At 65.9% G+C, this 12,505-nt stretch carries 10 protein-coding genes and 3 tRNA genes; 7 read left to right on the top strand and 6 right to left on the bottom strand.

The features are described from left to right. Positions 1-223 precede the first annotated feature (223 nt). Together AB0M14_RS12470 and AB0M14_RS12465 are read right to left on the bottom strand one after the other, a co-directional pair. Complete coding sequence (locus tag AB0M14_RS12470) at positions 224-1,891, bottom strand: hypothetical protein (RefSeq protein ID WP_364992948.1); 1,668 nt, start codon at positions 1,889-1,891, stop codon at positions 224-226. Between the two features lie 138 nt (positions 1,892-2,029). Further along, positions 2,030-3,598: a hypothetical protein gene (locus tag AB0M14_RS12465; protein ID WP_364992944.1), complete on the bottom strand. Its 1,569-nt coding sequence runs from the start codon at positions 3,596-3,598 to the stop codon at positions 2,030-2,032. Between the two features lie 112 nt (positions 3,599-3,710). On the opposite strand from AB0M14_RS12465, the gene AB0M14_RS12460 reads away from it, so the two are divergent. After that, positions 3,711-4,334 (top strand): TetR family transcriptional regulator, encoded by a 624-nt coding sequence (locus AB0M14_RS12460; protein WP_364992941.1) that lies wholly within the window; start codon positions 3,711-3,713, stop codon positions 4,332-4,334. A gap of 57 nt (positions 4,335-4,391) precedes the next feature. Here the strand turns inward: AB0M14_RS12460 and AB0M14_RS12455 are convergent, their stop codons facing one another. From AB0M14_RS12455 to AB0M14_RS12440, 4 genes are all read right to left on the bottom strand, one after another. Next, positions 4,392-4,934: a hypothetical protein gene (locus AB0M14_RS12455; RefSeq protein ID WP_364992938.1), complete on the bottom strand. Its 543-nt coding sequence runs from the start codon at positions 4,932-4,934 to the stop codon at positions 4,392-4,394. Positions 4,935-5,020: 86 nt separating this feature from the next. Then, positions 5,021-5,563 (bottom strand): nitroreductase family deazaflavin-dependent oxidoreductase, encoded by a 543-nt coding sequence (locus tag AB0M14_RS12450; protein WP_364992934.1) that lies wholly within the window; start codon positions 5,561-5,563, stop codon positions 5,021-5,023. Then, the gene (locus AB0M14_RS12445) at positions 5,560-6,264 is read right to left on the bottom strand and encodes a hypothetical protein (RefSeq protein WP_364992930.1); all 705 of its coding nucleotides are present in this window, start codon (positions 6,262-6,264) and stop codon (positions 5,560-5,562) included. Before AB0M14_RS12445 ends, AB0M14_RS12450 begins: the two co-directional genes overlap by 4 nt. After that, positions 6,245-7,240 (bottom strand): Rieske 2Fe-2S domain-containing protein, encoded by a 996-nt coding sequence (locus AB0M14_RS12440; RefSeq protein ID WP_364992926.1) that lies wholly within the window; start codon positions 7,238-7,240, stop codon positions 6,245-6,247. Before AB0M14_RS12440 ends, AB0M14_RS12445 begins: the two co-directional genes overlap by 20 nt. 233 nt (positions 7,241-7,473) lie before the next feature. Here AB0M14_RS12440 and AB0M14_RS12435 point away from each other — a divergent pair, with 233 nt between their 5' ends. From AB0M14_RS12435 to AB0M14_RS12410, 6 genes are all read left to right on the top strand, one after another. Then, a complete protein-coding gene (locus AB0M14_RS12435) occupies positions 7,474-9,306 on the top strand; it encodes a S8 family peptidase (RefSeq protein ID WP_364992923.1) in 1,833 nt (610 codons plus the stop codon). Positions 9,307-9,330: 24 nt separating this feature from the next. After that, positions 9,331-10,680, top strand: a complete 1,350-nt coding sequence (locus AB0M14_RS12430; RefSeq protein ID WP_364992920.1) for a serine-threonine protein kinase — start codon at positions 9,331-9,333, stop codon at positions 10,678-10,680. Between the two features lie 299 nt (positions 10,681-10,979). Continuing rightward, positions 10,980-11,053 (top strand) — tRNA-Arg (locus AB0M14_RS12425). A 24-nt stretch (positions 11,054-11,077) separates the two neighbouring features. Beyond that, positions 11,078-11,150 (top strand) — tRNA-Arg (locus AB0M14_RS12420). A gap of 1 nt (position 11,151) precedes the next feature. Further along, positions 11,152-11,222, top strand: a tRNA-Gln gene (locus AB0M14_RS12415). A 180-nt stretch (positions 11,223-11,402) separates the two neighbouring features. Beyond that, positions 11,403-12,416 carry a hypothetical protein gene (locus AB0M14_RS12410; RefSeq protein ID WP_364992918.1) on the top strand — a complete coding sequence of 338 codons (1,014 nt, stop codon included), beginning with the start codon at positions 11,403-11,405 and terminating at the stop codon, positions 12,414-12,416. The last annotated feature ends 89 nt before the right edge of the window (positions 12,417-12,505 follow it).

Below are 12,505 nucleotides of genomic sequence, written 5' to 3'. Positions count from 1 at the left end.
GTGATTCGTACCGGATGCACATCCCATCACCATTAGCGACACACCCATGAACAGCGCCACTACCCGAGCGTTACCCGATCGCCGCCGCGGGGAGCGGAGGAAACCCTCATGTCGCACACTCATTTGAAGATAATTACAGCAAATAGCAAACTTCTGGCAATCATCAAGCTCGGGGTGGCGATCCGCTGTGAGATCGGGGCAGACCGTCGCGTCGGTGCCGGGGTTACTTGACGATCTTGGCGCGGAAGGGTCCGCCGATGCTGTTGAACAGCAGGTCGCCGTTGGGCAGCGCTTCGATGATGGCGTAGGCGCCGTTACCGAGATTGGTTTGACCGAAGATGGTGCGGTGCACGGTTTCTCCGGTCTTCCAGTCCAGGCCGGTGACCTCCCAGCCGTCGGCTTTGCTGTAGCCGTTGACGAACACGATCCCGGTGCTGGTGGAGACGGCCGGGACCATGGAGGTCGAGGCGACATCGCCGCGTGCCCAGACCGAGGTCCAGCGGTGTCCGGCGGGGTCCCATTCGAAGCGTTGCATGCCGTGCGGCGGGGTGTCGACCGGTCCGTTGGCGAGGACGTCGATGAGCCGGTCGGGTTGGCCGCCCGCACCGATGTTCTGGACCACGAACGCGCCGTACCCATCGACCACGACCGACTGCTCGGATTGCACGAATTCCGGGAGCGGGTCGGGCAGGCCCGCGGTCACCTGGATCTGGTCGGCGATGCGGTGGGATTTGGTGCCGGGCTTCTGCTGGAAGCCTTCGGGGATCTTGTTGCGCCAGAACGCGACCAGATTCATCTGGTCCGCGCCATCGGTGATCACGACCAGCTCGTCGGACTTGCCGTCGAACCCCATCAGAGTGGGTGTGGAGCCGGTGCCGGTGCCGAACTTCACCGCCGGGGGGCGGCGGCCGGTGTCGTAGGGCGAGGACCACGCGCCGTCGGCTTCGTCGGTCGAGAGTTTCGAGCCGGTCCACACGATCTTGCGCATGATCTTGTTCGAGGCGATGTAGATACCGTTGTCCTCGTCGATGGACATCGAGTTCGACACGGTCTCGTCGTCACCGAAACGCACCCGCTGCGGCGGGGCGTCGAGGTTGGTGCGGTCGAAGGCCAGCAGCTCACGGGTGGAGGCCACGAGCAGGCGTCCGTCGTAGGTCAGGTTCACCCCGACCACGTTTTCCCGCAGGCCCGTGGCGGTGGTGCCGGTGCCCAGGAACGGTTTCAGGTCCAGGTGCTTGATGACCTTGATTCCGTCTTCGGGCTTGGCGTTGTTCACGAGCCCGAACACGTACAGCTGGGAGTCGTTGGTGGTGTAGTAGACACGATTGTCCTTGTCCACCAGGCTGTAGACGCCGTTCGCGATCCGCGTCCAGTTCATCCCGCCCCAGTCCTGCCGCACCGCGTCCTTGATCTGGGCGACGTCGGTGAAGTTCTGATTCAGGACCGAGTCCAACGCCGGCGCGGGGATCGGTGCGACACCGGGGGCGTCCATCCCGGCGACTTCCTTGAACCCGCCGTCGGCAACGTCGACGTATCGCACGCCCGCCGACGAGGAGATCCATCGGTACTTCGGGTCGGTGGCGGCCAGGGTGATGATGTTGACCGGGCCCACCGCGACACGCGGCATCTGCGCCGGATCGATGTGGAAGGTGCCCGGCGGCACCGGATCGTCGAAGGTGTCGGACTGGCTCGAGTCCAGGTGGGTGACGGCGTACTTGTCGGCGGCCAGATAGGGATTCCGCGCCGGACCGTGCCCGGCCGGCGCCGGAGACGAGGTGCCGCCAGCACCCGATTCCGAAGAGTTGCTGCTGCACGCCGGAACCGCCAGCGCCGTGGCCAAAGCCAACACGGCGGCAACGGTTCCCGGGCGCACACATCGCGACCAGCTCATCAGTTCATCACTCCTGTCCATCGCGACCGAAAGGACGCGAAATTGCTGTTGAAAGGGCAGAAACCGCCGATAGTCGAATCCGCTTGTCGCGCCGGACCACTGACTCTGCTGTGTACGAGCGCTCCACCTGACAGTGCGTCAGGGTTGGCAGCCGGCGGTCTCGCTCTGGTCCTTACTCATGTAGGTGACCGTGGGCAGGTAATCGCCCATGACGGCCTTCTCATCACCCGGGGTCCGAGTGTTCTGGATGGCCTGGGCGAAGGACTGGTCGGGCAGCATGTTGCGGATCTGGATGAACGCGAAGTCCGGGTCGGTGTCCTGTGGCGTCTGCCATTCCAGCCAGGTACGCCCGCATCGCGGATCGGCATTGGCGGGGCGATCGGCCGCGCGGCTGATGACGATGGTGTAGTAGCCCTCCGGATCCGTGGCGATCTGCTCGTCGTAGACGCAGTTCATGGTTCGGGTGGTCTGGATCGACTCGGTCATGCAGAACGAGGTGTAGCGCGTCTGAAACGTGTTGTCGGGGAAGGTGGTCGCGCCGCCTTCGGTGCGGGGCGAGGTGGGCAGCTTGCCGCGCAGCACCACGACGTCGCCGAGGCGGTGATTGAGGGCGTCGCGAACGTAGTTGTTGTGCATATTGGGGAAGAAGCCGCCGCCACCGGCGCGCTGTGGGTTCATGTTCGCGCCGGGCGCGTCGTCGCCGGTGTAGAGCTGCAGTAGGTACCGGCGGTCGTACTGTGCGCGCCAGTTCGCCTCGGGGGTGGCGGGAAAGGTAGCCGGGTCGGCGATCGGGCGCGGCTGCTGCACAAGTGCTGGTGGAACGGTGTAATCGGTGGGGCATCCGGTCGGGGCCAGCACATTGCAGGGCTGAGCCAGGGCCTCGGGATGACGCAGTGCGGCGAAAGTGCTGTCGTCCAGGCGGAGGGCGTCGGCGGCGGCGCCGCGCGGCGGCAGACCGTGGGCGAGAAGGTCCTTGGATTCGGAGTCGATGGCATCGCAGAGTCCCTGGCCGGTGAGCCGGGTGCCGTCGGCGAGGGTCAGTCGCGGCTCGGGCAGCGGTACGCCACCGTTCAGGTCGGTGCCTCGGTCGGGCACGTAGGTGCGCAAAGTGACGGATTCGATGGCGTAATCGCGTCCGTCGACGGTTTCGGTATTAGGTGTGTCCGGGCGGGCGTACAGGGTATTGCGCGGGGCCTCACCGTATTTCGGGTTGCGGTTGAAGCGGGGCTTACCGGTGACCGGGTCGAGGTTCTGTTGCTCGGCGACGGTCACGGTGTAATGGTCGGTACCACCACGGGGAGCGCCCGGACGGAACGGGTTGACCGACCCGGCATCGGGTTCGTATTGATAGTCGGCCAGTCCGTCGATAACTCTGCCGGAGTTGTCGTAGCTGATCAGCGATGTGTAGCGAGCATGGGGAAATGTTCCCGACAGCGTCAGGGTGCTGCCCGGCGGGCGGCGGAAGGCGGCGGTCCAGTACACGGCGTCGGCGTCGGGGTAGGCCACGTTGACCGTGCCGGGCACCGCGCCGACCGCACCGTATTTCCAGAAGCACGTGCTCATCGTTCCCCCGTACATCGCATCCGTGGGGTCGGCCGTGCGAGATGGCGGGGTGTTCTGTCTCAGCTGGAGGATGCTGGTCGCCGCGGCGGCCACCAGCACGGCCACTGCCACGATCAGGATCCGGCGGCGTTCGAGAATCTTCATTGATATCCCTTCGGTTCGGGAAAGAGACTCGCATAAAATGTCAGTACTGACAATCGTCAGTACTGACATTTCTTGGCTCGCGGGAACCGGCCGGACCGCTATCGTGAGGGCGGTGAGTGAGCAGACCAGTCATCGGGAACGAAAGAAGGCCGCCACGCGCGAGGCGCTGCGGGCGGCCGCGACCCGCCTGTTCGCCGATCAGGGGTACACCACGACCACCGTGCGGGAGATCGCCGACCAGGCCGGAGTGACCGAGCGGACCTTCTTCCGGTACTTCGCCGGCAAGGAGGAGCTGTTGGTGGACGACATCATCGACGGTTTGCCGGAATTCACCGCGGCGATCCGCGCCCGCCCGGACGACGAGAGACCCCTGACCGCGATCGAACGGGCGGCGCTGGCCGCCGTGGAACACGCCCCGGACACCTCCGGGACACCCAGCGCATTGTGGCTGTTTCTGCAAGGCCCACCCCGCACACAGCTCGGCCGCTCGGCGCGGTCGCTCCTGGTTCAGTTCGAATCGGCCATCGCCGATGCGCTGCGGGACCGGATGCGCCGCAACGGGACCGCACCCGAAGAGGTGGACTACGCCGCCGACCTGGCCGCCCGCACCGCGGTCGCCGTCCTGCGCACCGCCCTGATCCGCGACTGGGAGCTACGCACCCAGGACACCGCCGATCCGCCCCATCTCTCCGCACTGGTGCGACAGGCATTCGCCCTGCTACCGGTGATTCACTAGCGCCCAGCGGTTGTTGCGAGTTCGAATCTCGTCGAGGGAACAGCCACGATGGTGGAGCTACCGCACGGGTTGGGGTAGGGCGTCCATTTCCGCACGCAGGGCGGCGATCTCGGCGGCCAGCTGGGCGCGGAGGTGTTCTCGTTCGTGCAGGCTCGCGCGCATGCTGTCGATGGTGTCGTCCATGCCGGCGAGCCTGCGGTCCGCGCCGGTGAGGTGCCATTCGATGACGGCCCGGCGGTCCACGGAGAGGCTGGCGGTGCTGACCCAGTTCAGGGCGTAGTCGAGCCAGGTTGGCGGCTTGGGCATCTTTTCGGTGTCCCAGCCGCGGCGGTTCGCGAGTTTGGTGGACAGGGTGCGGTCGCCGTCTGTGTCGGTCATCCGGACTTCGCTGAGTTTGCCGGCGCTGGTCACCACCGCGGCGAACCGGTAGCAGCCCGCCAGGTGCATACGCAGCTCGGCGGTGCCGCGACCGTCGACATCCAAGTCGCCCAGCCATGGTCCGTCCGCCGCCTCGAGGATCGACTCCAAGACGCCGGTCTGGCCCGCACCACTGCGCAGCCGCGTCGTCCGAGTGCGCAGTTTCTCCGTTGTGGCAGTCATTTGATCCCAGTGCATCGCACTTCACTCCACATCTATCCGGCATACGAACAGCAACCCTATGAACATAGCGAAACCGGTTGGAGCACCTACAACCGACAATGTGCTCGGGGCACCCTTCTGCGCAACTCGAACAGCCGAAAGATTCGATCTCCCGCCAGTTGCTGCTCCATCACGTAACCGGGCCAGAAGGCCACCGCCCGCTCCCAGGCACGTTCCCGGTCGGCACTCGCCAGCCTGTGCACCTCAACCTCGAATCGTTCACCGCGCCAATGCAGTTCGGCCCGCTCGGCGGCAGCCAGATTCGCCGACCACTCCGGATGGCGGGTCCGGCCCCAGTTGGAACCGATCAGCAAGAATGTATCCGGGTCCCGAGGATCGGGAACATACAGAAGGGACACGGTCCGAGCCAGTCCGCTGCGCCGCCCGGCGACAGTCAATTCGAGTGAGGGCAACCCCGCCACGTCGAGTATTCCGCTGCGTCCCCGGGTAATTCGCCGGACGGTCCGGTCCAGCGTCAGCACCACCGGCGCGGTGCGCATCGCGATCGGGCGGGCAGCCAGCGTCCGCGACAGCGCGGGCAATGGATTGACCTTCTTCATCGGGAACGACAAGCCGAGACCCACCCTCACAGACCGGAATAGTTCCCCGACCCGATCAGGCCGAGGGCGGTGCTGATTCCGAAGGCGGGGAAGATGATCCAGATCGAGTTCGATCCGCCGACCAGGACGAGGACTCGGCTGAGCGGGTGGGCGTGGCCGCGCCGGTTGACGATATAGGCGAAGAAATAAGCGACAGTTCCGTACAGCATTTGGTAGAACGCGGCAAGCATGACAACGCCGAGCCAGCGGGCCGGCATCTCCTGCCAGGTCAGCATCACCAGGATGAGCAGGCTCGGTAGCAAGGTGAACAGGCCGTTGCAGACGTCTATGACGAAACCGTAGGAGCTTCGCTCGATGTAACTGCGGTCCAGGCGCGCGTAGAACGACCAGACGTGGAACCAGTGGCGAGAATCGAAACCGGCTCTGCGAGAACGGGTTCGGAAGACATCGGCGATCACGCGATAGTCGGCCGGTTCGGAACCGTGTTGCCGGTAGTCCTCCTGGATGTCGGGCAGATACCGCCACAGCACCAGTTCCCAGGCGCAGATCAGCAGGTTGATCGCGAGGAACAGGCTCAGCATCGTTGCTGTCCAACTGAATCCGCGCAGACTCGTGTGACAGGCGATACTCGCGCCCCACAGGCTCGCGACCAGCGCGGCGGGCGCGAGCCCGCTGGGCAGTCCCCTCGACGTGTGGTCCGCGGCCTTGTCGCTACTCAGCGTCGTTGCCATCACGCAACTCCGGGTAGAACTGCCGCGCCCAGCGCCGGTATTTCCCGATCGGGCCGTCACCACCCGCCAAGGCGGGTTTGCTCAAGTACTTCTTGTGGTCCCACATCTTCCGGTCCCGAGCGAGCTCGAGGACGATGAGCTCCAGGACAAGCCTGCCCCAGGCTCGTTCGAGCGGCGCCAGCACCAGGGAGACCAGGCGATGGCGGGAGCGCCGGACACTCACGGCGAGGAAAGCGTCTACTTCGCGCCCGACGGTGGGCGTGGTGAGAACCAGCTGCCGGAACGTCCAGCCGATATTCAGCGAGACTTCGACGATCGAGTAGCCCAGTCCGTCGACGCGAATATCGAAGCAACCGCTCACCGCGCCCGTGATCGGTACCGGTTTGTCGGCCCGATAAGTCACCCGCAACCGCGGGCCGTCGATCGTCAGCGGCGTAACCACTCCGAAGTTGCCCATATTGTGGACACCGCCGAAATGACCGTAGTCGACCGCGTTCTCGGTTACTTCCTGCGGATGACTGTGAAACCTCAGCTTCCGTTTCTGCAACGGACGCCACCCGCCGTCGTCGGCGGAAACCTCGATTTCCCACGGTGGTTCGCCGCTCGCCCCGTGATACACCATCACCATGCCGAAGCATTCCCGGACCGGCAGCGTCGCCAATCGCGCGGCAGGCGGCGGCATACCGCCCGCGTAGGGCGTCGACACACAATTGCCGTCGGTTCCGAAGCGGAAGCCGTGGAATGGGCATTCGATCGCTTCACCGCAGATTCGGCCGCCGTGCCCGAGATGCGCGCCCAGGTGCGGGCAATACGCCTCGGACGCGCACAGCCGACCGGACTTCGTGCGATAGACGACGATGTCGCGGCCCATGAATTTCCGGGTGAGAATGGTCCCCGGCCGGATGTCGCTGGAAAACGCGGCGGCGAACCACCCGTGCGGATAGGGTGGCGGACTATCCGCAAGCCCTCGTTCCACCAGGGAATTGGCTGGCTCCGCATCGATCTCCGCATCGGCCCCGGGCCGATCGACCGAAATTTGTGTAGACAACTATCTGGCTCCCTCTGCTCTGAGCCGCGCTCGGACTGCGTCCAGTGTGTTCGCTTCCCAACTGTGGGGAATCGAGTAGTGCACTACCCATGACCTGGGGCGATGACTGCTGGATACTGAAGATCGCACGAACGGTGCGTTAGCAATGTGGAGCCGAAGTCATGGCTGGTGACATCGAGGTTTGGAAAGACAGAGTGCTGTCGGTCCTGGTTACCGTGCCCCATGGCAAACAGGTCAATCAGAAGACGCTGCTGACTATGATCGCGGCCCGGTTCGCCGCTAAATTCGAAGCGGGCGAACGGGATTCGATCGGCGGCGAACCGATGTGGTGGGCCATGGTCACCGCCGCGCTGGGCAAACTCCGTGACGCCGGCCTGGCCGCGCCGGAACCGATGATCGAACTCACCGCCGCCGGACGGGAGGCGGCAGTCGAAGCCGACGTGCGCGCGGCGAGCTACGTGCCCAAACGGGGCCCGGCCACGGCGGGCGATCCGGGCCGAGTACCCGTGGCGGGAGTCATCGCACCGCCCTTGCGGGCGACCCTGGAGGCGCGCCGTTCCGAGCGGGCGCGATCCGCCGACGCGAATATCCCGCTGCCGCGCGGTATCGATGACCCGATCGCGATCATGATCGAGCTGAACTTCAGCCATGGGCGCGGGCTCAAGGCCTCCTTCAAACGGCTCAGGACGCTGTGGAAGCTGGTGGCGGACACCGGCGTCCCGTATCACCTCACCGAGGAGTACGCCACGGGATGGTTGACCCCGGACCAGATCGAGGGGCTGGTGGCGGCGGACGCGGTGGCCTCGACGCTGCGCACCCGGGCCCTGCACAGCATCTGGCCGGACTTCGATGTCGATGTGCAGATCGACCGTTCCTTCGTGACGATCAAAGCCGAAGCCGCCCAGCGTTCGTTCAACGCGTTCGGCGCGGGAATCGTCTGGGCGGTGGTCGATTCGGGCATCGACGAGAAGCACGCGCATTTCCGCGCCCACTCGACCCTCAGCCACCGATCCGTGCGCGACCTGCACCGCACCTGCCCCGGCGATGGTCCGCCCGTGCGCGAGGGCGCGCTCGTCGACGATGCCGGGCACGGCACCCATGTCGCGGGCATCATCGCCGGCGGCCTCGACGCCAAGACGAAACGGGTTGTCGTCACCGAGAATCGGTACAACACCGCCGACGGCGCCGAGTTGCGCAGGCGCACCGTCGACCCGGCGCGGCTGTCCGGGATCGCCCCGTACACCAGGCTGGTCAGCCTGAAGGTGCTGGGTGCGAAGGGCAATGAATCGGCACGGGTCGGGCGGGTCATCCAAGCCTTGGCCTACGTGCGCAAGGTCAACGCGGCCAGCGACGGCACGCCCCGCATCCACGGCGTAAACCTCAGTCTCGGATACGGTTTCGATCCGCAGTGGTACGCCTGCGGCAGCAGCCCGCTGTGCCTGGCCGTCGACAAACTCGTCCGCAGCGGGGTGATCGTCGTGGTCGCGGCCGGCAATTCCGCCTACGTCAGCCATTTCGTCGAAGACCGGAACGCGCCGACCCGGTTCAGCACCGGCATGACCATCAACGATCCGGGAAACGCCAAGCGCGCCATCACCGTCGGCTCCACGCACCGCGACGCACCGCACACCTTCGGCATCTCCTACTTCTCCTCCCGCGGGCCGACCGGAGACGGGCGGTTGAAGCCGGATCTGGTCGCGCCGGGCGAACGGATCACCTCGGCGGGCACCGGCAAACTGGGCGAGGACGCCTTCCGGTCGCTGGGCCGCAACGAAGAGGACGCGGCCGTCTACATCGAGCAGAGCGGCACCAGCATGGCCGCCCCGCACGTGTCGGGCGCTATCGCGGCCTTCCTCTCGGTGCGCCGGGAGTTCGTCGGCGACCCCGAGTCGGTCAAACGGATCTTCGTCGAGTCGGCGACCTCGCTCGGTCGCGACCACTACCTCGAGGGCGGCGGAATCGTCGACCTGATGCGCGCCATGCAGTCGGTGTGAGCGCGGCGAGTAAGGAGAACAGCAATGTCGGAATCCATTGGGGACAAGCCGCTGTGGATCGTGTCCTTCGACAAGGACGGCGCCGGGGCAGGCGGTGTGGACGCATTGATCGCGGGCGTGCGGGAGCGCGAGGTCAGTGACCTGATGCTGTTCTCCCACGGCTGGAACAACGATCGGCGCAAAGCCGTCGACCTGTATCAGCGGTGGTTCGGAAAACTCGACGCGTTGCCGCGGGCCGGGTCGCGGCGGATCGGGTATGTGGGGGTGATCTGGCCGTCGGAGCGCTGGAGCGACGAATCGGATGACGGCGCTCCGCTGGCCGATGCGCCCGGCGGAGCGGCGGGCGCGGAGGCCCGAGAAGCGGTCGCCGCCGGCTCGCCGGCGCTCGACGCCGACACCCTGCGCGATTTGAAGACCACCTTCCCCGACGGCGAACAGCAACTCGATCGGATCGCGGAACTGCTGGCGACCGACGAGCCGGATAAGGACACCATCGACGAATTGTTCGACCAGATGCGGGAATTCAGCATCGCCACCTTCCCGGGGCACACCGACTCCGAAGGTCCAGACGATGCGGACGTCGGTGTGCCGCCCATGCTCAGCGCGGAAAACGAACCCGCCGAGGTCTTCCGCGAATTCGCTATGCAGCTACGGAAATCCGGCGTCGACCTCGATTCGGAGGAAGGGGGCGCGGCCGGATTCGGGGACGTGTTCAAGAAAGTGCTGCACGGCGCCAAGGAAGCGCTGCGGGCGGCGACGTACTGGCAAATGAAGAACCGTGCCGGAGTCGTCGGTGAACGCGGTCTGGGGCCACTGCTCGGTCGGCTGCACGGCGAATTCCCCGGCCTGCGCCTCAATCTCATCGGGCACAGCTTCGGGGCCCGGGTGGTTTCCTACGCTCTCAACGGAATTCCCGGCGAGCAGGTGTCGCCGGTCAAATCCGTCACGCTGCTCCAGGGTGCGTTCTCGAGTTTCTCGTTCGCGGATCCGTTGCCGTTCGATCGGAATCGCCGCGGCGGCTTGGCCGGACGGGCCGGACGGGTCGACGGGCCGGTTTCGGTGTGCTTCTCCCAGCACGACGGCGCGCTGAGCAACTTCTATCCGCTCGCGTCCAAGGTCGCCCGGGACAACGCCGCGGGCGCGCACGGCGACAACCCGTGGACCGCGATGGGCGCGGTCGGCGCCTTCGACGTCCCGCAGGTCGACCTGCGGCCGGTCGGCACCGAATATCCCTTCGCCACTGGACAACTCATCAACATCGACGCCTCGGCGACGGTGGCGAACGGCCGTGCGCCCTTCGGCGCGCACAGCGATATCGTGCACGACAGCCTCGCCTGGGTCGCCGTCAAAGCAGGCAGGCTCGACACTCCCTAGCCGCGAAATTTAATCGGTTTTCCCGCGCCGGTCCGAGTGTTAGCGTCATAGACAACAGTTGAGAGCACTTCAGAAAGGACAAGGCCATGATCGCGCAGATCCAACACCGGCGACGCAGCGCGCTCGCCGCTATTTCGCGTAGCCGAGTCCAGCTGCCGGCGCAGCGAATCCCGGCGTCCCGGAGCCGCCCCTGAGGTCTCTTTCGAGCAGACCTATCGGGGTCACTCCGGCTACCCAGCCAGGAGTGGCCCCCTTTTCTTCGTGTGCCATCCATTCCCTCGTAGCCCAACTGAATACAAACCCGTGTAGCTCAGCGGAATAGAGCAGCGTCTTCCGAAGGCGAAGGTCGGTGGTTCGAATCCACCCATGGGTACCGATCCCGTGTTCGCGCGGGTCCGCGTCTGTAGCTCAAGCGGAAGAGCACCTGTCTACGAAGCAGGGTGTTGGAGGTTCGAGTCCTCCCAGGCGCACTGGAGTGTGGTGTAAGGGCAGCATCGCGGACTTTGACTTCGCGGGTCCGGGTTCGAATCCTGGCACTACAGTTACGGCTCATGCACGGTTGCCGACGGACTCTGATAAGGCCCGATCGCGTGGTTCGACTCCACGATGAGCCACCGTGGTTGGCCGAAGATCGTTGCGCGACAGGGTCGGACGCGTCGTATGCTCGCGACGGGCACAGGCCATGTTCCGGTATGCCCATGATCGATCGTGATGGAGGACAGATGGCATCCGGATACCGTGGGCCGGAGGAGCCGTGGGATCAGCGCACCGAGGTGTTCGCGCCGGTCCAGGGCGACCAGGAAGCACCGTGGGCGGAGGACGAGCCGAAATCGCCGCAGGTCAAGCAGTGGGTGATCATCGGGCTGACGGCGTTGCTGGTCGGTGGTGTGCTTACCGTCGGCGGGTTGTTCGTCAACGGGGCGTTCAACAAATCCGATGGAGGTGGTGACGCGGCTCCGGCCGCGGCGGTGCAGACGACACCGGCGCCCACTACATCCGCACGGACGCTGCCGGTCCCGGCGCCGGGCGCGTCGCTGGCGACAGTCGTCGCGTGGGTCAAGGCGGGTACCCCGGTCGATCTGAAGACCTTCCACAGCGCGACCGATTCGCGCGACGGCAAGGTCACCGATCTCGGCGCGGCCGTCGCCTTCAGCAGCCCGTCCAAGAAGCTCCGCTGCATGTCACCCCGGAATGCGGGCACCGCCCGGCCGGGCATGAATTGCCTTGTGCAGTACGACAACCCGCCGGACCGCCCGGAGGGTGCCCCCAGCCACGGCAACTGGGTCGGCAGCTGGACCACCCTCCACGGCACCCAACTGGGCATCGGACGCCTGGCCGGCGACCCCGGCGACTTCTCCTACGGCGACGGCGCCGTCCTGAACTACGGCAGCCGCATCACCTTCAACGAATTCGACTGCCGCATGGACCAAGCCGGCCTGTTCTGCGTCAACGAATCCGCCGGCATCGCCGCCCAGCTCAGCTCCGCCGGCGCGGAACCCTTCGGCTGCCTCGGCCAAATCGACTCCGAGGATTTCGGCATCACCTACGCCTGCGGATCCGCCAGCGACCGCACCACCACGACAAAACCCTCCGCCACCAAAATCCCCTCCGCCGACGGCCAGCCCACCCTGGGCGCACCCTGCGATACCCCGGGCCGCAAAGCCAAGTCCGCCGACGGCCGCAACCTGACCTGCAACACGGCCAGCGATTCCAGCCTCCGCTGGCTCGGCTACTGAGGACGACAGACCCGATTCCGCGGCGACCCGCCAAGGCCGACGCGCCATTCGACAATGTGCCCTGTAACGCATTCATGTGATCTCGCTAT

Origin of the sequence: Nocardia sp. NPDC051832 (genome assembly GCF_040681285.1) — a bacterium.
Classification (GTDB): Bacteria; Actinomycetota; Actinomycetes; order Mycobacteriales; family Mycobacteriaceae; genus Nocardia.
This window is presented reverse-complemented; position numbering and strand designations above follow the sequence as displayed.